Genomic DNA, 18,122 nt, shown 5'->3' with positions numbered 1-18,122 from the left:
ACCTGACGCCGGACCCGGTGAAGTTGGCGGGTGGGATTAATGGGTATCGGTATGTACCTAACCCTACGGGGTGGGTGGATCCGCTGGGCCTAAGTTGTAAGATAGGTGCGTGTCCTAGCAAGAAAACAGATACCACCCAAACGAAAAAAGTTTCGGGCGGAACTTTAGTCAAACATGAAGATGCAGGCGGGCACTTAATTAAGAAACACGTAGAGCAGACAGATGCTCAATTAATTGAAAGACTTGACTTAGAACCCAGCATACCAGCAGCATCGACATTTAGATCACTAGAAGAGGCGGAAAGACTTGTATCTAAAGCCTTATTATCTCGCCATCAGGATATATCAAAATTTCTCAAGGGAACAAAAGACAAATACATTATTAGAGAACACTCAAATCAAGCGGTAGGACTGAGCGTTATAAGAGGCACAAGAGAGTCAGTCCCTGTCTATAAATTCATGCTAATTCTAATAAAAAAACCCAAGATGCCCGATGGTTACCTACTACTGACTGGATATCCAATAGAAAAATGAATGAACAATTAACCGAACTTCAACAATTTTTTGGTGCTTATTTTAACCAAGACTGGCCAGAGGATCATGCCACAGCTGACGACGTCATTGACAGCTTCCTACTAGACTCATCCAAGGAGGTTATCATGTCAGTAAAAAATGAGATCATAGATCTAATTAACTCTTACCAAAACGAATCAGACTTTCTGGAAAAGCTATTGCACGAGCAATATTGCTACTATTACTACCCCCATGAGTGGGCGTCCGGACCGCTTTGGCTGAACCACATAATTCACAAATTCGACAGCTACCTGTCCGAAAAGTAAAACCAATAAAAATATTTAAACAGAGAAAATAGCGAAGTACTTAAAAGGCAGATCATCACAAGCAAGCTTATTCACAGCGGGCCGTGAAACCGCCCCAGTCAGGGCGACGTGATATCTCGGGGGACGGTGCCTGGTTTAGGGATGCTACGCAGCCCAACGCAGGGCAAGCCTGCTCACCACAAAACAGGCTCAAGGCCCGAGCAAGCCTACGGCCTGGGTGTATCCGCTGGGGCTGAGCTGTAAAAAAACGAACTGCCCTGAGGGGCCGTATAGCGTAATAGTGCCAGGAGGAGGTTTAGCCGCACACGAAGCTGCAGGAGGACATCTGATGGAAAAGCACGTTGGGAGAACTAACAAACAGTTGCTTGACCGTTTGAAGCAGGAACCAAACATCCCTGCGGCCTCTACCTTTCACGACCGGGCCTCAGCAGAGCTCGCCATATCAAGTGTAATCAACGAAAACAAAACTAAAATTAAAAACTTTCTCAAAGGAAGCAACAACCAGTTGGCAATCATCCAAAAGTCCAAAGAAACAATAGGCACCAGTATTAAAAAGAAAACTACAACACCAGTTCCAGGAAAAGAAATTTACTTAATCATTCGAAGAGACAAAAACATGCCCAATGGCTACCGCATCCACACAGGCTTTCCAAACCCATGAACCAAGACTACCCTGAGCTACAGCAATTTCTCGCTGGATATTTCAATCAAGATTGGGTGGATGATCACAAAAGCGCGGATGACGTGATTAATTACTTTATCTCTGACTCCTCTGAAGAGACAAAGACGATAGTGCAACGAGAACTGGAAAGATTAATTTCCACTGAGAAAACCGAGAAAGAACTTGAAGACTTTTTATTTTCCGAGATGGGTTGCTACTACTATTATCTCAACGAATGGAACGATGGCAGAACATGGTTAAAACATGTTGCATCAGCATTAAGGAACGGCAACCCTAAAAAATAGCGCATTCAATGGAAAGATTTATTAATTATGGGAATATTATTTACCGTCAAATAAATTAGTCTTCTATTTGCAAGTCATGGGCTGCTACGCAGCCCATCGCAGGACAAGCCTGCTCACCACAACGGTCTCGCGTTGTCTTCAGATCCCCGCCAACGCCAAATCCATCGCAAAGTACGTGAAGATCAAATCCGCCCCCGCACGCTTGATTGACCCCAGCGTCTCGCGCACTACTCGATCCTCATCAATCGCCCCCGCCTGAGCCCCAAACTTGATCATCGCGTATTCACCGCTCACCTGATACGCCGCCACTGGCAGGCGCGAGGCTTCGCGGATGTCGCGGATGATGTCGAGGTAGGCGCCGGCCGGTTTGACCATCAGCGCGTCGGCGCCTTCCTGTTCGTCGAGCAGGGATTCGCGCACGGCTTCGCGGCGGTTCATGGGGTTCATTTGGTAGCTTTTGCGGTCGCCCTTGAGCGCGCTGCCGCCGGCTTCGCGGAATGGGCCGTAGAGGGCCGAGGCGAATTTGGTCGAGTACGCCATGATCGGGATATGGGTGAAGCCGGCGTCGTCGAGGGCGCGGCGGATGGCCTGGACCTGGCCGTCCATGGCCGCCGACGGTGCAATCACATCAGCACCGGCGCGGGCGGCGGCCACGGCTTGTTTGCCGAGGTTGACCAGGGTCGCGTCATTGTCGACGTGGGCGCCGTGCATCACGCCGCAGTGGCCGTGGTCGGTGTATTCGCAGAAGCAGGTGTCGGACATCACCACCATCTCCGGCACGGCGTCCTTGATGATCGAGGACATGCGCGAGACCAGGCCGCGTTCTTTCCAGGTGTCGCTGCCATTGGCGTCCAGATGGTGGGACACACCGAAGGTCATCACCGACTTGATGCCGGCACGGGCAAACCGCTCGATCTCGCCGGCCAGTTTTTTCTCAGGGATGCGTCGCACGCCCGGCATGCTGGTAATCGGCACGAAGTCGTCGATTTCTTCCTCGACGAAAATCGGCAGCACCAGGTCGTTGAGGGTGAACTCGGTTTCCTGGAACAGACCACGCAGCTCCGGGGAGCGGCGCAGGCGGCGTGGACGGGCTTGGGGGAACTGGCTGGTCATGGCTTTCCTGAAAAAATGGCAGAAATCTTTGGGGCGAAAGCTTATGCCCATTGGCCCCGGCAGCACAAACGCCGAGGGGCCAACAGTGTATTGCCAGGGGCGCAATAATGTATTGATCTAGAGCTGTAGACGCCCTTCGATGCACACGGTGACAGCGCCACCGACCCAGATTTCATCGCCTTGACGTTCAACGCGAATACGCCCCGCACGCCCTATGGCCGTGCCCTGACTGACCACGTAGCACGGCGGCGCAAGCCCTTCGCTGAGCAGCCATTGCGCGACGCCGGCATTCAGGCTGCCGGTGGCCGGGTCTTCCTGGGCGCCATCGCCTGCGACAAAAGCACGCACCTCAAACTGCGCGTCCACGTCGTCGCGTACCGGGTTGCACGGGGCGATCACGCCGACGGCTAACCCCAATAGCTGTGAATAGTCCGGCTGCAACGCCAGGAGCTGGTCACGATCAGCCAACATGAGCGCAAGCCACCCTGCACCATTGTCGACCCACTGACTGCGCACGATGCTGTCCGGCGGCAGCCCCAACCCCAGGCGTACACGCTCAAGCAACGGCGCGTCGACGGCACCGGAGCGTAACAACGGCGGCGCAATAAACGCCAACTCGGCGCCTTGGCGACGGATACGCACCAGGCCGATTTCACACTCCTGGATAATCTCCTCGCCTTTGGGCACGCCGCCAGCCTGGAGCCATGCGTGGCAAGTGCCCAGCGTCGGGTGGCCGGCGAACGGCAACTCCTGCAACGTGGTAAAGATCCTTACTCGGTAGTCGGCACGAGGGTCCCGCGGTGTCAGCAAAAACGTGGTTTCGCTGAGGTTCGTCCACTTGGCAAAGTCGGCCATCTGTTGGTCGCTGAGGCTGTCGGCACCGAGGACGACGGCCAGCGGGTTGCCCTTTAGCGATACGCTGCTGAATACATCCAGTTGTTTGAAATCGAAAGTCGGCATGGATCAACTCGGGATATTCAGGCCACGGATCACGGCCGGGCGGGCGACAAAACCGTCGAGCGCGCGCAGGACGTTAGGGAAATCGGCAATGCCTACCAGATCGCCGGACTCATAAAAGCCGATCAAGTTACGGATCCAAGGGAAGGTGGCGATGTCGGCGATGCTGTAGTCATCGCCCATAAGCCAGGTGCGGCCCAGCAGGCGTTTTTCCAGCACCTGCAGCAACCGCCGCGACTCGGCGGCATAGCGATCGCGGGGGCGTTTGTCTTCGTAGTTCTTGCCGGCAAATTTGTTGAAGAAACCCAGCTGGCCGAACATCGGGCCGATGCCGCCCATCTGGAACATCAGCCATTGGATCGTTTCGTAACGGGTGGCCGGGTCTTCGGAGAGCAACTGGCTGGTTTTTTCCGCCAGGTAAATCAGGATCGCCCCCGACTCGAACAACGCCAGCGGCTGACCGCCCGGGCCGTTGGGATCGATGATCGCGGGGATCTTGTTGTTGGGGTTCAGGGACAGGAACTCGGGGGACAATTGGTCCTGGGTCTCGAAATTGACCTTGTGCGCCTCATACGGCAGGCCCAACTCTTCGAGCATGATCGAGACTTTGACGCCATTGGGCGTAGGCAGCGAATACAGTTGCAAGCGTTCGGGGTGCTGTGCGGGCCATTTGCTGTTGATCGGGAATGCGGCAAGTGCGTTCATCGGGACAGTCCCTGAGGCAGAAAGCCCTCATGATAGTCATCCCCGCGCTGTCGTGCATGGGTCATCAATGCGCAACATCGCCTGGCTATTATCCCGTCCGGGCGAACCAATACGCCCCGCCGCACTCTTAAAAGCGCTGATAGGGTGAAGGGAGGCACCTGGCTAGATCGACAAGGAACACCTCGGGACGCACGTGCGTCACTGGGGCCAGGCTTGTCCGCCTTAACGCGACGCATGAAGACTCGAACCTAAAATGACGATCAAGCCTCTGCGCCTTGTGCAACGACTCAAACGCTATTCCTACATCACGTTACCGCTGCTACTTGTCGGCGGTGCCACAGCGGCCCTCCTCGACGCGCCGGAAAGCCGCGCTCAGCCGGTGGACGGCGTGCAGACCCTGGTATTCCTGCGCCACGGCGAAAAACCCGCCGGCGGCCTGGGCCAACTCAATTGCCAGGGCCTGAACCGCGCGATGAACCTGGCCACGGTATTGCCGGAAAAATTCGGCCCGGCGGATTTTGTGTTCGCCGCCAACCCGACGCGCAATGTCGAAGAAGGCGAGCTGGATAATTCCTACAGCTACATTCGCCCACTGATGACCATCAGCCCCAGCGCCATCAAGCTGGGCCTGCCGGTCAACATCAACTTCTCGGCCAATGACACCAGCGACCTGGCCGATGAGTTGGTCGAAGACAAATACCACAACGCCACCATCTACACCGCCTGGTCCCATGGCTATCTGCCGGAGTTGATCAACAAGGTGGCGAGTGAGGCGTCGGGCGAGAAGCACACCATCACCGACGACTGGTCCGGCAGCGACTACGACACCCTCTACGTATTGACGCTGACCTGGCACAACGGCAAGGCCTCGTTGCTGAGCCGCAACTACAAACAGGGCCTGAACGACGGCGAACAGAACTGCCCAGAGCCGACACAGGTGAGCGCCGACAGCTGACAGCGTATGATGCGCGGCTATCGACTCATCTGCGGATCATCCCCATGTCCAACCTTCTCTCCACCCAGCCCGTCCGGGGCTGGTCGTTCTGGTGGAAACCGGCGCTGTTCCTGCTGGTGGCCTGTGTCGGCCTCTACTACGTCAAGTGGTCGCCCTACTACTTCAAGGCGTTTGTGGCCGCCGACAACCACAGCATCGGCGCCTCGATTCTCAATGATCAGCAAAGCTCGCCCCTGGCGGCGGCGTTGGCCTATGCCCAGGTGTATTTCCTGGCGATCTGGAAAGCCGCAGTCCTGGCGGTAATCCTCGGTTCGCTGCTGCAAGTGCTGATCCCGCGCGACTGGCTGCTGCGCCTGTTCGGCCGGGCCGGGCTGGGCTCGACCGTACGCGGCGGGCTGTTTGCCTTGCCGGGGATGATGTGCAGCTGCTGCGCGGCGCCGGTGGCGGCGAGCATGCGTCGGCAACAGGTATCGGTGGGCGCGGCGCTGGCGTTTTGGATCGCCAACCCGGTACTGAACCCGGCGACGCTGGTATTCATGGGCTTTGTGCTGGGCTGGGGGTTTACCGCGCTACGTCTGGTGGCGGGCATTGTGCTGGTGGTGGGGGTGTCGTTGGTGGCGCAGCGCATCGCACGCCCCGATCAGGTGCCGGAAGCCGCGCTGGAAGCGGTGGCCGATGTGAGCCAGGTCGAAGCCCAACCCTTTTTCAGCCGCTGGATGCGGACGTTGTGGCAGCTGTTCTGGAGCACCATTCCGGTGTACATCCTGGCCGTGCTGATCCTCGGTGCCGCGCGGGTGTGGCTGTTCCCTCACGTAGACGGAGCCATGGCCAACAGCCTGGTGTGGCTCGTGCCGCTGGCGATCGTCGGCACATTGTTCGTAATTCCTACGGCGGCCGAGATCCCTATCGTACAAACCATGATGACCCTGGGCATGGGCACCGGCCCGGCCGTGGCCTTGCTGATGACATTGCCGAGCGTGAGCCTGCCGTCCCTGCTGATGCTACGCAAGGATTTCGACGCGCGGGTGCTGGTAACGGTGGCCGGGCTGACCATGCTGATGGGCGTGGTGTTCGGGTTGATTGCGGTGGTGGTGCTTTAAACACGCGGTGGGGGGGCTGAGGGCGCTATCGGGGGCAAGCCCCCTCCCACCTTTGATAGCTATCGCCTGGGCTGGGTCAACTGAGCCTTAACAGACTGGCATTAGGGCAAGCCCCCTGCCACAGGCAACGCGGCGCGATAGGCCCCGGTATCACCCTCACTCGCGCCGCGCACTCCGCTCGCGCAAATATTCCACCACCGCCCCCTGCTCGCCCGCGAATTCGATGCGGGCGCCTTTGCTTTCGCGCTGGAAGGCGTACATCGGGTCGTAGTACTCACGCAGCAGGCCTTCGATCCAGCCACGGTGCAGGTCCACGGCGCCGCTGCGCGCCTGTTCGGCCAGGGCTTCCTGCAGAATCGCCTGCAAGCGTTGGAACCGTTCGCCTCCGAGGCGCTTGTGGATATTGGCCAGGCTCTGGGTCAGCCGCTCGCCGAACAGCGTCTGGCCCTGTTCGCCAAACGTGGCAATGAACTCGGCACACAGGTCAACCACGTAGTCGCGCAGGATACGTTCGACGCGCCCTTGCAGGCTGTCTTCCAGCCATACCATCGGATACGTTTGCATGCCTTTGTGCAGCGGCAACGGCAGCGCGCAACTGCCGATCATGCGGCTTTCGTCCTCCACCACGAACTGCTCGATGCCGGCCGCGCGTTTTTTCAGCAGGTCCACGGCCAGGCGATTCTCGAAGTCGATGTTGGACGGTTGCGCCGTGGCGCGCTTGCCGAAGCTGGAACCGCGGTGGTTGGCGTGGCCTTCCAGGTCCAGGGCGTTGCGCAAGTGGCCGAGGACTTCGGTCTTGCCGGTGCCGGTCATGCCGCCGAGCAACACAAAATCACACTGCTGGGTGGCTTGCTCCATAGTTTCGAGCAAAAACGTACGCATGGCCTTGTAACCCCCGCCGACGCGCGGGTAGTCGATACCAGCCTCTGTCTTGAGCCACTGCTGCACAATCTGCGAGCGCAGCCCGCCACGAAAGCAGTACAGATAGCCATCAGGATGAGCCTGAGCGAACTGCGCCCAGCGTTCGATGCGCTCGGCCTTGATCGCGCCGGATACCAGTTCATGCCCCAGGACAATGGCGGCTTGCTGGCCCTGCTGCTTGTAGCAGGTGCCGACGCGCTGGCGTTCGTCATCGCTCATCAGCGGCAGGTTGACCACGCCCGGAAAGGCGCCTTTGACGAACTCGACCGGCGCGCGGGTATCCATCATCGGCCGGTCGTTAAGGAAAATGCTGCGATAGTCGGTGATGTCAGTTGCCATCAAACCACCTCTACCGCGTGGGTCTGTCGCTCGACCAGTTCACCGATAGGCGCCAGGTTCAGGCCCAGTTCGGCGGCCACGGCGTGGAAATCGGCGTCGCCTTCGGGGGTGACCGCGATCAGCAGGCCGCCGCTGGTCTGCGGGTCGCACAGCACGCGCTTGTGCAGTTCCTGCAAACGCCCGAGCTTGCTGGCGTAGCTGTCGAAGTTGCGCAAGGTGCCGCCGGGCATACAGCCCTGATCCAGATAGTCCTCGATCCCCGGTAGGAGTGGGACATTGGCGTACTCGATGCGTGCGGTCAGGCCGCTGCCATCCGCCATTTCCACCAAATGCCCCAGCAGGCCGAAACCGGTGACATCGGTCATGGCGGTGACGCCGGCCAGTTTACCGAAGCGGCTCCCGGGCTTGTTGAGGGTGCACATCCAGTCGCGAGCCAGGCCGATATCGGCCTCGCGCAACTTGCCCTTCTTCTCGGCCGTGGTGAGGATGCCGATGCCCAGGGGCTTGGTCAGGTAGAGCCTGCAGCCGGCGGTAGCGGTGTCGTTGCGCTTCATATGGCGCTTTTGCACGATGCCGGTGACGGCCAGGCCGAAAATCGGCTCCGGCGCGTCGATGGAGTGCCCGCCCGCCAGGGGGATACCGGCCGCATCGCAGACCGAGCGACCACCACGGATGACCTCGCGGGCAACTTCCGGGGCCAGCACATTCACCGGCCAGCCCAGGATCGCAATGGCCATCAATGGATCGCCACCCATGGCGTAGATGTCGCTGATGGCGTTTGTGGCGGCAATTCGACCGAAATCGAAGGGATCGTCGACGATCGGCATGAAAAAGTCGGTGGTGGAGACCACACCGCGCTCGTCGTCGATGGCGTACACCGCCGCGTCGTCCCGCGAAGCATTGCCCACCCACAGGTTGGGGTCGAGGTTCTGCGCACCGCTACCGGCGAGGATCACTTCCAGGACCTGGGGTGAAATCTTGCAGCCACAACCCGCGCCGTGGCTGTATTGGGTAAGGCGAATCGGCTCGTTCATGCTGGACCTCAAACTATCAAGTGCGCGGATTCTACCAGACAGCAAAAGGCCGGCTGGGCTCTTATGAGCACAGCCGGCCTGTTTGTTTCAGGGTTTACTGACGCGCAGCGAGCAAACGCTTATGGCGGTTGCGCCGGGCGATATTCAGGCACTCAATGGCCGCCGAGAACGCCATGGCTGCGTAGACATAGCCTTTAGGTACGTGGGCGCCAAAGCCTTCGGCGATCAAGGTCATGCCGATCATGATCAGGAAGCCCAGGGCCAGCATCACCACCGTCGGGTTGTCGTTGATGAACTTGGCCAGCGGTTCGGCCGCGACCAGCATCACGATCACCGAGGTCACCACGGCAATGATCATGATCGGCAAGTGCTCGGTCATGCCCACCGCCGTGATGATGCTGTCGATGGAAAACACCAGGTCCAGCAACAGGATCTGCCCGATGGCCGCCGCAAAACCGATGGTCACGGCGTTGCTGGTGCTTTCTTTCTCTTCAGGCTCCGGGTCCATGCTGTGATGGATCTCGGTGGTGGCCTTCCACACCAGGAACAGGCCACCGGCGATCAGGATCATGTCCTTCCACGAAAACGCCTGGCCGAACACCTCGAACACCGGCGCAGTGAGCTGCACGATAAAGGCGATGGTGCTCAACAAGCCCAGGCGCAGGACCAGGGCCATGCTGATACCGATGCGCCGCGCCTTGGCCCGGTGCTTCTGCGGCAATTTGTTGGTGAGGATCGAGATAAAGATCAGGTTATCGATGCCCAGCACGATTTCCATCACGATCAAGGTCGCCAGGGCGATCCACGCGGTGGGGCTGGCGGCCAGTTGTACAAGGTAATCCATAGGTCAGTCCTGGTGGTGTGCTGGAAAATTAGGTTTCTTGGCTATTCGATTCGTCGGTTTTATCCGCCTGATCGTCTTTCTTCTGCGGGTTGATCAGGCCTTGGGTGGCTTCACTCAGGGCTTGCTCGGCGGCTTTCTGGGTATCGTCGATTGCCTGCTTAGCCGATTCCGAGGCCTTGCCGATCACCTGCTGCGCACTTTTTTCGACCTGATCGCAACCGCTGATCATCACCAATGAAAGCGCAAGCAACGAGGCCGCGCCGAAAGAATTGAGTTTCATGCTGTATCCCTCGTTAGAACACTTGGGTCCCAATAGTGGCCCCGCGATAGCGACGCATTCTATGCAGAGCAACACTTCAGTAAAATTCGTATTTTTCCCGCGTATACTTCGCTTTTTACGAAGTGATTAGCCTCATGCTCAATTATCGACAACTGCATTACTTTTGGGTCGTGGCCAAAACCGGCAGCATCGTGCGTGCGTGCGAGCAATTAAACCTCACGCCCCAGACCATCAGCGGGCAACTCAGCCTGCTTGAACAGACGTTCGGCATCGCGTTGTTTCAGCGGGTCGGGCGCCAACTGGAGCTGACCGAAGCCGGGCGGCAAGCGCTGCCCTACGCCGAACAGATGTTCCAGACCGGCAATGAGTTGGAAGCCATGCTGCGCGCGCAGCCCAAGGAGCAGCAGATTGTGTTTCGGGTCGGAGTGGCGGATGTGGTGCCCAAATCCATCGTTTATCGGCTGATCGCACCGACCATGGAATTGAGCGAGCCGCTGCGTATTACCTGCCGCGAGGACAAACTCGAGCGCCTGCTGGCGGATCTGGCGATCCAGCGCTTGGACCTGGTGATTTCCGACAGCCCCATGCCCACGCACCTGGATATCAAAGGCTACAGCCAGAAACTGGGAGAGTGCGGCATCAGTTTTTTCGCCACCCAAGCATTGGCCGACCGCCATACCGGCCCATTCCCACAGTGCCTGCACGGCGCGCCGCTGCTGATTCCCGGCGCGGAAACCGTGGTGCGTAGCCGCTTGCAGCGCTGGTTCGCCGAGCAGCAGATCCAGCCGAAGATCATCGGCGAGTTCGACGACAGCGCCTTGATGCAGGCGTTTGGCCAATCCGGCAGCGGGATTTTCATCGCCCCCAGCGTGATTGCCGACGAGGTGGTGCGCCAATACGGTGTGGCGCTGATCGGCCAGACCGACGCGGTCACCGAGTCGTTCTATGCGATCTCGGTGGAGCGCAAGGTCAAGCACCCGGGCATCGTGGCGATTACCGAAGGCGCGCGGCGCGAATTGTTCACTGCCCTGCCCTGACCGCTCAGGCGTTGGACGCCACCGGCTGCCTGGCGGTCATCAGCCACAGCGCCAGCAGGATCGACACCAGGATAAACCCGGACGCCGCGAACCCGAGGCTGCCGAGGCCGAAGGTATCGATCACATGACCACCGACCATCGCCCCCAAGCCGATGCCCAGGTTGGCCCCGGCAATGTTCAGCGACGCGGCGAACGCCGGCGCATGGGGCGCGGCCTTCATCAGCCGCACATGGCTGACCAGAAACAGCGCCGCCTGGGTCACGCCCCACACCGCCATCGCCGCCGCCAGGCCGATGGTGGAATGAATGGCCGGCACCAGCGCGACCATGCCCGCGATCATAAACCCGCAGAACACCATGGATGCGATCAACGGATGGCGATCCACCGCACGGCCGCCCAGGGCATTGCCAAGCAAGCCCACCGCGCCAAAGCCCATCAGACACCAGCCCACCAACGTGCCATCGAAGCCGGCCAGGCGTTCAAGGATGTCCGCCAGGTAGGTATAGGCAGTGAACATACCGCTGAATACCAGGATCGACAGCAGGATATGGCCCTGCATCAAGGGGTTGCGCAGGATCTTGAACTGCGAGCGCAGACTCACTTGATCATTCTTCGGCCGGGTTACCGGCAGGTAGATGAACAACAGCAAGGCCTTGGCCAGGGCCACCACCGCCAGAATGGCGAACGCCGTGCGCCAGCCGAACGCATCGGAAATCAACGTGCCCACTGGGATGCCAAACACCGTGGCGCAGACGATGCCGAAACCGATCTTCTCAATGGCGCGCCCGGCATAGTCCGGGCCGACGATGTCCACCGCCGTCTCGCTGGCCAAGGCCCAGAACACCGGCAAGCCCAGGGCCGGTATCAGTCGTGCCAATGCCATCACCCAGATATTCGGCGCCAGCGCTGCTACGGCGTTGGCCGCGCCGAACAGAATGAGGATGCTGATAAACAGACGCTTGCGTGGAAAGCGCGCGCAATACGCCGTCAGAAACGGCCCGAACGCCGCCACGGTAAACGCAAACAAGGTCACCAACAGCCCGGCTTGGGACACGCTGACATTCAGGTCGCGGGCAATCGATGGCAGCAGCCCGACAATGATGAATTCCGTGGTCAGCACGGTAAAACCGGCGGCCGACAGCAGCAGGATGGGAAACAGCATGAAAACTCCAGAAACAACGATATCAACGACAGCCCGAAGGGCCCGCTGACGGATAGGAAAGGTGAGAGGCCAGAAGCTTAACAGAGTATGTCCGGCTTTGGCCAAAGCGGGTGACGCGATGCCGCAGCCGCCAGAGCACGCACCACAGCATGCTAGACTTCGCGCCCTGCTTCCTACAGCCCCTTCTGCTCATGGGGCTGCGCACATTAAAAAAACTAGAGACAACCTCTTTATGACTGCTGCCCCTTCGCTCCTTAAACGCCTGACCCGCGTCAGCCTGGTCACGCAAATCGTCATCGGCTTGATCGCCGGGATTCTCCTGGCATTGCTACTGCCCGAAGCGGCCAAAGCCACCGGGTTTATCGGCAAGGTGTTCGTCACCGCGCTCAAGGCCGTGGCGCCGATTCTGGTGTTTGTGCTGGTAATGGCGTCGATCGCCAACCATAAGCACGGCCAGGAAACCCATATTCGCCCAATCCTGTTCCTGTATTTGCTCGGCACGTTCGCCGCCGCCGTGGTTGCGGTGGTCGCCAGTATGTGGTTCCCGTCAACGCTGGTGTTGGCCACCCATGACGCCACTGTGAGCGCGCCCGGCGGCATCGGCGAAGTTTTGCAAAGCCTGTTGTTGAGCGTGGTGGACAATCCGGTAAGCGCGCTGATGAATGCCAATTTCATCGGCATCCTGGCTTGGGCCATTGGCATGGGCATCGCGATCCGGCATGCCGGCGAAACTACCCGCACTGTGCTCGATGACCTGTCCAACGGCGTGACCTTGATTGTGCGCGTGGTGATTCGCTTTGCGCCGCTGGGCATTTTCGGCCTGGTGGCCTCCACCTTGGCCACCTCCGGGTTCAGCGCCCTGCTCGGCTACGCCCATCTGCTGGTGGTGCTGATCGGCTGCATGCTGTTCGTCGCGCTGGTGATCAACCCGGCCATTGTGTTCTGGAAACTGCGCCGCAACCCGTACCCGCTGGTACTGCTGTGCCTGCGCGAAAGCGGCATCACGGCGTTCTTCACCCGCAGCTCGGCGGCGAACATTCCAGTCAACCTTGCATTGAGCGAGCGCCTCGGCCTGCATGAGGACACCTATTCGGTGTCGATCCCGCTGGGCGCCACCATCAACATGGCCGGCGCCGCGATCACCATCACCGTGCTGAGCCTGGCCGCCGTGCACACACTGGGCATCAGTGTCGACCTGCCGACCGCCGTGTTACTCAGCGTGGTCGCGGCCATTTGTGCTTGCGGTGCCTCGGGCGTGGCCGGCGGTTCGTTGTTGCTGATTCCCCTGGCGTGCAGCCTGTTCGGCATCCCGAGTGAGATCGCCATGCAGGTGGTCGCCGTAGGTTTCATCATCGGTGTACTGCAGGATTCGGCGGAAACCGCGCTCAATTCGTCCACCGATGTGCTGTTCACTGCGGCAGCGTGCCTGGGCAAACAAAGATAACCGATCCCCCGGGACGGCCTGTTCAAGGTCTGTCCCGGGGAGAAAGCATCACGCACTGGTGCTATCAGGACTGAAGCCTTCGAGCGGTATGCCAAACCGCGAACGGGTTGTCCGATCATAGCCGTACCATTTCCCGGTTATTTCATCCAACTGAGCCGAGATACGTATTGAGTCACCGCCGGTATTTGTATAAGTGCCGACGGTGACGCCGTCTTTTTTATCCTGATAAGCCCGGTCCACACCGAGATTAGCCGCAATGATCCGCCAGGTGGAGGTCCCTTTGCCCCATGCCGACTGCCACCAAGGCAGGCCTCTGGAGACGATGGCTTTTCCTCCGGCAAACGGGTTGGCCGCGCTGATCGCACCCCGTGTCAGGATGCCGCCAGCCCGGCCTGAGAGCCCGGGGCCCAGCCTCGCGATTTTAGCCCCTGCGAAAATGCCTCCCACCGCAAACCCCAACACGTCAAATGCCAGAAAACCAAGCCCCTCGCCTACCTTTCCCTTTTGAAACCTGTCGATAGCGGACGCAAAAGGCACCAAAGTCCGGGTCACCGCCTGTATCTCTTCAAACACCGTTACTTCGGTATCGAATGTGGTGACGCCCCTGGCTTTCTGGGCTAGCACTTCTCGCTCTCCGGGTTTGAAGATATTGCTCAGCACGGTATCGGTGATGTACTGAGTCCGGTCAGACGTGAAGGTTTGCACAGGCCCCGGGGCCTTTTCCCGCGCCCGTCGTTTCTGCTGTGCCTCTTCTCCATCTGCCACCACTTCGCGAATCGACGGACGACTGTAGGTTCGCTTGACGCCGGGATTGGCTCGCTCAGTCAAGGGACCGGACCATTCACCCTTCAGACCCGGTTTCAGGTCGCCCGTCAAATCAGTACGCTTGCGGATATAACCCTGCTGGGGGTTGACCTCATAGACCGTTTTGGTTGCCCCATACTTCGTGACGAACAATAACGAACGGCTATCAGCGGGCTGCTCACTCACCCTTTTTTCAGGCCCCAGATACTTTCCCCAACTCTCACGACTAGAGATGGTTTTTTCTTCGGCATAAACGCTCAGCTCGCCATACTCCAGGGCTTCTCTGTCCTGCGCAGGAAGTTGGGACATCAAGTGTTTGACCGTGACACCCATGGCCCCCTGAAGCGCGTCGTAGTAGTCGGAGACTTCCTTTTCATAGTTGTCGATGGGCGGAATGCGCCGGAACGTTTCGAACATGTCCGCAAAGGGCACCGCCGGGTCAGTGGAGTACCAGCGGGTATGCAATTGCGGTTCGAGAAAAATATCCAGAATCGAATAAGGCCCGCGCAAATACTGATGAGCCTCGGTGGGCATCAGCACCTTGGCTTCAAAATCGACATTGGGAAATGTCGCAGAGAAATGCTCCTTGAGGATCTGCAGCGCTTTTTCCTTACGGGGCACTAATGGCTCACGTTGCGCGTCGGAGGCTTTTTTCAGGGTCTCCAAGCGTTCGCTGGAGAGGGTGCGCGCCCTCTCAATTTCGTCGTCCGTGTAATTGTTGTCATCGCGCTTTGCAATTGCACCGTCCGCCACGGCCCAGTGGATCAACGCCTCCCGCCCCGCCAAGGCTTCAACGTCTCTTTCGGCGCTGGTAACGGGCTCAAGGTCGTTCTTGACCAACGCCTCATAGGTCTGCCCTGCTGCCGAGCCAGGCGTGTGGAAGTTGGCCTTGGCGACGATGGCTTTGAGGCCAACCCATCCCGGCGAACCATAGGTGACAGAAGCAGGAACATCTTTGACCAACAGCTCTGGCGCGTGGTGTGACAGCAACAAATACGCTACGACTGGCGCGTTTCGACCGTAGGTCTGCGCCAGATGGTCAGTCAGCCCTTTCACCACCGACGACAGGGGTTTACCCCAATTATCGCGCTGGGACAGATCATAGCCGGCCAACTTGTTTTTTTCGTTTGGATGCATCACCGAATGGCCATTGGCCCCCACCTGAAGCATTGAAAGCAGCCAATCCTGAGGAGTGCCGGCCCCGTTGAACCGCGCCCGCAGCTGCTCACCTACCGTTCGTGCGGCCGGTGCATTGATCATGTTCAGCAGGGCGGTGCGCGGATCCTTCAGCTCGGCATCTGACCATTGATGGCGTTGAAGCATCAGCACCGCTCCGTTATTCGTCGCCGGCAGGTCACCGTGCTGGAGCGAACGATACACGTCGGAGCTGGAAGCCTCGTGAATCGCTTTTTGTGTGGATTGATCAAGGGGAATCGGCCAGGACAACCCACCGCCCAGATCGCCGGATGGCAACGGCGAGGACCGATAAAGGCGGAACACGGCCCCGCTCATATTCCGGACCTCGGCCATCGTGGTCGGTCGCTCCCAGCCAAGGCCATCAATGAAATCTAAAAGATTCACGCGCTGCCCGGCCTTTGACTCGTTATTGAGGTGAAAGCCGGAATCAGGGTCGAGTTGGATCCATTGACTGCGCAAATAATTGGTGAACCCTTGGGCGCGGTCATAAGGCCGGCCCCCCGGATTTCGATAAGCATGCAAAGCCGCCTGTTCATCCAGATAGTTGTCGCCCTTTACGTACACGTTCAGCAACGCATGCACGAACCTCTCAAGGTCGCGTCGATTGCCCGCATCGCGTTTATCGGCGCTCTGCGTCTGTTCAGTGCTTCCTTCATTTGCTTCCGAGGGCAGGGTTTGGCCCACCGCCGTTGCCTCGCCCGACGCCTCTCGCCGGACTCGGGTGTTCGGGCCGGGCAAAACCGAAGAAGCGCCCTGACTATCCAGCACAGGCGAGGACATGTCCGACGAAGAAAAACGCGATACAGCAGCTGACAGGTGGGGCGTCGTGATCATCTAAAGCCTCTCATACACTCACGGGGATTGGGTGGAGGCACATGCCTCATCGCCTGGTGAGTGCCGCAGCAGAAAGACTTGGTTCACCGCCCTTCTGTAACCTTTTCCGACAAGGTCAGGGAATTCATAACCGCCACCCATAAAAAAACCCGGTGCCGTTCAACGTGGAACGACGCCGGGCTTTTTTGACGCTTGAGCTTAGAAAGCGCCCATGTAGTCGCGCTTGCCCACTTCCACACCGTTGTGACGCAGCAGCGCGTACGCGGTGGTGACGTGGAAGAAGAACTGCGGCAGGCCGTAGGTCAGCAGGTAGGTTTGGCCGCTGAAGCGCTTTTCTTTCGGGGTGCCTGGACGGGTGACGATCTCGATGCCTTCCTTGCCGTCGATTTGCTCGGGCTTGAGGCTGTCGATAAAGGCCAGCACCTTGGCGATCAGGGCTTGCAGGTCGGCGAAGGTCACTTCGTTGTCGTCATATTTAGGCACTTCGATCTCGGCCAGGCGCGCAGAAACGCCCTTGGCGAAGTCGACGGCGATCTGCACCTGGCGCACCAGCGGGAACATGTCAGGAAACAGACGCGCTTGCAGCAAGGCATTGGGCTCGATGTTCTTGGCCGTAGCGTGGGCTTCGGCCTTGTTCAGCACATCGCTCAGGGCGTTGAGCATTTGTTTGAACACAGGAACGGAGGCGGCGTACAGGGAAATAGTCATGGCACTCTCATCGGTAATGGCGGGGTTGCAACCAGCGGCGATTATAGCCATGCCCGCTGCTTGTCTTTTATTTTTTCAGGGATAGGCTAAGGACCTTCACTGCATAGGGAACGCGCGATGACCGCCGAGCACGACACCGATACTCCTGAGCCGCGCCTGAACAGCACGGAAATCCGCCTGCTGGGCTGCCTGATCGAAAAACAGGCGACCAACCCGGAAACCTACCCCCTGACCCTCAACGCTCTGGTACTGGCCTGCAACCAGAAAACCAGCCGCGAGCCGGTGATGAACCTCAGCCAGGGCCAGGTGGGCCAGAGCCTGCGTGCGCTGGAAGGCCAAGGCTTCACTCGCCTGGTGATGGGCAGCCGTGCCGACCGCTGGGAACATCGGGTGGACAAGGCGCTGGAACTGGTGCCGGCCCAGGTGATCCTGATCGGGCTGTTGTTCCTGCGCGGCCCGCAGACGGTCAACGAACTGCTCACTCGCAGCGCTCGCATGCATGATTTCGAGGATACCGAACAGGTCGTGCACCAGCTCGAACGCCTGATCGCCCGCGGGCTGGCGGTGCTGGTGCCGCGTCAGGCTGGGCAGCGGGAAGACCGTTACACCCATGCGCTGGGCGATCCGGCGGATATCGAGGCGATTATCGCGGCGCGGGCAAGCCCGGTGGAGCGTGGCGCCAGCGGGGTGTCCGCCGAACGTATCGAAGAGCTGGAAGCGCGAATCGCCGCGCTGGAGGAACGCTTGGCACAGTTGGAACAGGCCTGAATAGGTGTGGCCGGGGGCCCGATGGCAGTGAGCCAGCCAACACCCTCATCGCCTGATAGATCTATATCGGGGGCAAGCCCCCTCCCACCTTGGATCTGCGCTTGCCTTGAGCTTGG

The 18,122-nt window shown here is 59.2% G+C and carries 19 protein-coding genes; 9 read left to right on the top strand and 10 right to left on the bottom strand.

Annotated elements, in window-relative coordinates; translation table 11 throughout:
* The 4 genes from QRN41_RS21910 to QRN41_RS21895 all read left to right on the top strand — a co-directional run.
* Positions 1-533, top strand: a 533-nt coding sequence (locus tag QRN41_RS21910; RefSeq protein WP_350310309.1) for an RNase A-like domain-containing protein, incomplete at its 5' end; no start/stop codon positions are given.
* A complete protein-coding gene (locus QRN41_RS21905) occupies positions 530-838 on the top strand; it encodes a contact-dependent growth inhibition system immunity protein (RefSeq protein WP_167417950.1) in 309 nt (102 codons plus the stop codon). The genes QRN41_RS21910 and QRN41_RS21905, both read left to right, overlap by 4 nt.
* 328 nt (positions 839-1,166) lie before the next feature.
* Positions 1,167-1,499, top strand: a complete 333-nt coding sequence (locus tag QRN41_RS21900; protein ID WP_173603441.1) for an RNase A-like domain-containing protein — start codon at positions 1,167-1,169, stop codon at positions 1,497-1,499.
* Positions 1,496-1,804 (top strand): contact-dependent growth inhibition system immunity protein, encoded by a 309-nt coding sequence (locus QRN41_RS21895; RefSeq protein ID WP_123480158.1) that lies wholly within the window; start codon positions 1,496-1,498, stop codon positions 1,802-1,804. Before QRN41_RS21900 ends, QRN41_RS21895 begins: the two co-directional genes overlap by 4 nt.
* Positions 1,805-1,942: 138 nt before the next feature.
* Here QRN41_RS21895 and hemB read toward each other — a convergent pair whose 3' ends face one another.
* The 3 genes from hemB to QRN41_RS21880 all read right to left on the bottom strand — a co-directional run bounded on the left by hemB (position 1,943) and on the right by QRN41_RS21880 (position 4,579).
* A complete protein-coding gene (hemB, locus tag QRN41_RS21890) occupies positions 1,943-2,917 on the bottom strand; it encodes a porphobilinogen synthase (RefSeq protein WP_034112899.1) in 975 nt (324 codons plus the stop codon).
* A gap of 117 nt (positions 2,918-3,034) precedes the next feature.
* On the bottom strand, positions 3,035-3,877 hold the full coding sequence (locus QRN41_RS21885; protein WP_167417951.1) for a PhzF family phenazine biosynthesis protein: 843 nt from the start codon (positions 3,875-3,877) through the stop codon (positions 3,035-3,037).
* 3 nt (positions 3,878-3,880) lie between these two features.
* A complete protein-coding gene (locus QRN41_RS21880; RefSeq protein ID WP_099313203.1) occupies positions 3,881-4,579 on the bottom strand; it encodes a glutathione S-transferase N-terminal domain-containing protein in 699 nt (232 codons plus the stop codon).
* A 253-nt stretch (positions 4,580-4,832) separates the two neighbouring features.
* Here QRN41_RS21880 and QRN41_RS21875 point away from each other — a divergent pair, with 253 nt between their 5' ends.
* Both QRN41_RS21875 and QRN41_RS21870 read left to right on the top strand, forming a co-directional pair.
* The gene (locus QRN41_RS21875; protein WP_040267882.1) at positions 4,833-5,534 is read left to right on the top strand and encodes a hypothetical protein; all 702 of its coding nucleotides are present in this window, start codon (positions 4,833-4,835) and stop codon (positions 5,532-5,534) included.
* 44 nt (positions 5,535-5,578) lie between these two features.
* Complete coding sequence (locus tag QRN41_RS21870) at positions 5,579-6,634, top strand: permease (RefSeq protein WP_167417952.1); 1,056 nt, start codon at positions 5,579-5,581, stop codon at positions 6,632-6,634.
* A 156-nt stretch (positions 6,635-6,790) separates the two neighbouring features.
* On the opposite strand, the gene mnmH is transcribed toward QRN41_RS21870, so the two are convergent.
* From mnmH to QRN41_RS21850, 4 genes are all read right to left on the bottom strand, one after another.
* Positions 6,791-7,894, bottom strand: coding sequence for a tRNA 2-selenouridine(34) synthase MnmH (mnmH, locus tag QRN41_RS21865; RefSeq protein WP_285422134.1), 1,104 nt, complete (start codon positions 7,892-7,894; stop codon positions 6,791-6,793).
* A complete protein-coding gene (gene selD, locus QRN41_RS21860) occupies positions 7,894-8,928 on the bottom strand; it encodes a selenide, water dikinase SelD (protein WP_285422133.1) in 1,035 nt (344 codons plus the stop codon). Before selD ends, mnmH begins: the two co-directional genes overlap by 1 nt.
* A 94-nt stretch (positions 8,929-9,022) precedes the next feature.
* Complete coding sequence (locus QRN41_RS21855; RefSeq protein WP_034137728.1) at positions 9,023-9,772, bottom strand: TerC family protein; 750 nt, start codon at positions 9,770-9,772, stop codon at positions 9,023-9,025.
* A 28-nt stretch (positions 9,773-9,800) separates the two neighbouring features.
* A complete protein-coding gene (locus QRN41_RS21850) occupies positions 9,801-10,052 on the bottom strand; it encodes a hypothetical protein (RefSeq protein ID WP_034137727.1) in 252 nt (83 codons plus the stop codon).
* Between the two features lie 134 nt (positions 10,053-10,186).
* On the opposite strand from QRN41_RS21850, the gene nhaR reads away from it, so the two are divergent.
* The gene (gene nhaR, locus QRN41_RS21845; protein ID WP_034096860.1) at positions 10,187-11,089 is read left to right on the top strand and encodes a transcriptional activator NhaR; all 903 of its coding nucleotides are present in this window, start codon (positions 10,187-10,189) and stop codon (positions 11,087-11,089) included.
* Positions 11,090-11,093: 4 nt separating this feature from the next.
* Here nhaR and QRN41_RS21840 read toward each other — a convergent pair whose 3' ends face one another.
* Positions 11,094-12,251 carry an MFS transporter gene (locus tag QRN41_RS21840; protein ID WP_034096859.1) on the bottom strand — a complete coding sequence of 386 codons (1,158 nt, stop codon included), beginning with the start codon at positions 12,249-12,251 and terminating at the stop codon, positions 11,094-11,096.
* A gap of 232 nt (positions 12,252-12,483) precedes the next feature.
* Here QRN41_RS21840 and sstT point away from each other — a divergent pair, with 232 nt between their 5' ends.
* Positions 12,484-13,695, top strand: coding sequence for a serine/threonine transporter SstT (sstT, locus tag QRN41_RS21835; RefSeq protein WP_034096858.1), 1,212 nt, complete (start codon positions 12,484-12,486; stop codon positions 13,693-13,695).
* Positions 13,696-13,743: 48 nt separating this feature from the next.
* On the opposite strand, the gene QRN41_RS21830 is transcribed toward sstT, so the two are convergent.
* Positions 13,744-16,530 (bottom strand): hypothetical protein, encoded by a 2,787-nt coding sequence (locus QRN41_RS21830; RefSeq protein ID WP_285422132.1) that lies wholly within the window; start codon positions 16,528-16,530, stop codon positions 13,744-13,746.
* 198 nt (positions 16,531-16,728) lie between these two features.
* Positions 16,729-17,238 carry a DUF1993 domain-containing protein gene (locus QRN41_RS21825; protein ID WP_034137724.1) on the bottom strand — a complete coding sequence of 170 codons (510 nt, stop codon included), beginning with the start codon at positions 17,236-17,238 and terminating at the stop codon, positions 16,729-16,731.
* 117 nt (positions 17,239-17,355) lie between these two features.
* Here QRN41_RS21825 and QRN41_RS21820 point away from each other — a divergent pair, with 117 nt between their 5' ends.
* On the top strand, positions 17,356-18,006 hold the full coding sequence (locus QRN41_RS21820) for a YceH family protein (protein ID WP_034137723.1): 651 nt from the start codon (positions 17,356-17,358) through the stop codon (positions 18,004-18,006).
* Positions 18,007-18,122 lie beyond the last annotated feature (116 nt).

It is taken from the genome of Pseudomonas sp. efr-133-TYG-23, from assembly GCF_030209215.1.
GTDB lineage: Bacteria > Pseudomonadota > Gammaproteobacteria > Pseudomonadales > Pseudomonadaceae > Aquipseudomonas > Aquipseudomonas rhodesiae.
This window is presented reverse-complemented; position numbering and strand designations above follow the sequence as displayed.

Coding starts and splice junctions, on each gene's coding strand:
- QRN41_RS21905 (WP_167417950.1), top strand. CDS start 530: ATGAATGAACAATTAACCGAACTTCAACAATTTTTTGGTGCTTATTTT.
- QRN41_RS21900 (WP_173603441.1), top strand. CDS start 1,167: ATGGAAAAGCACGTTGGGAGAACTAACAAACAGTTGCTTGACCGTTTG.
- QRN41_RS21895 (WP_123480158.1), top strand. CDS start 1,496: ATGAACCAAGACTACCCTGAGCTACAGCAATTTCTCGCTGGATATTTC.
- hemB (WP_034112899.1), bottom strand. CDS start 2,917: ATGACCAGCCAGTTCCCCCAAGCCCGTCCACGCCGCCTGCGCCGCTCC.
- QRN41_RS21885 (WP_167417951.1), bottom strand. CDS start 3,877: ATGCCGACTTTCGATTTCAAACAACTGGATGTATTCAGCAGCGTATCG.
- QRN41_RS21880 (WP_099313203.1), bottom strand. CDS start 4,579: ATGAACGCACTTGCCGCATTCCCGATCAACAGCAAATGGCCCGCACAG.
- QRN41_RS21875 (WP_040267882.1), top strand. CDS start 4,833: ATGACGATCAAGCCTCTGCGCCTTGTGCAACGACTCAAACGCTATTCC.
- QRN41_RS21870 (WP_167417952.1), top strand. CDS start 5,579: ATGTCCAACCTTCTCTCCACCCAGCCCGTCCGGGGCTGGTCGTTCTGG.
- mnmH (WP_285422134.1), bottom strand. CDS start 7,894: ATGGCAACTGACATCACCGACTATCGCAGCATTTTCCTTAACGACCGG.
- selD (WP_285422133.1), bottom strand. CDS start 8,928: ATGAACGAGCCGATTCGCCTTACCCAATACAGCCACGGCGCGGGTTGT.
- QRN41_RS21855 (WP_034137728.1), bottom strand. CDS start 9,772: ATGGATTACCTTGTACAACTGGCCGCCAGCCCCACCGCGTGGATCGCC.
- QRN41_RS21850 (WP_034137727.1), bottom strand. CDS start 10,052: ATGAAACTCAATTCTTTCGGCGCGGCCTCGTTGCTTGCGCTTTCATTG.
- nhaR (WP_034096860.1), top strand. CDS start 10,187: ATGCTCAATTATCGACAACTGCATTACTTTTGGGTCGTGGCCAAAACC.
- QRN41_RS21840 (WP_034096859.1), bottom strand. CDS start 12,251: ATGCTGTTTCCCATCCTGCTGCTGTCGGCCGCCGGTTTTACCGTGCTG.
- sstT (WP_034096858.1), top strand. CDS start 12,484: ATGACTGCTGCCCCTTCGCTCCTTAAACGCCTGACCCGCGTCAGCCTG.
- QRN41_RS21830 (WP_285422132.1), bottom strand. CDS start 16,530: ATGATCACGACGCCCCACCTGTCAGCTGCTGTATCGCGTTTTTCTTCG.
- QRN41_RS21825 (WP_034137724.1), bottom strand. CDS start 17,238: ATGACTATTTCCCTGTACGCCGCCTCCGTTCCTGTGTTCAAACAAATG.
- QRN41_RS21820 (WP_034137723.1), top strand. CDS start 17,356: ATGACCGCCGAGCACGACACCGATACTCCTGAGCCGCGCCTGAACAGC.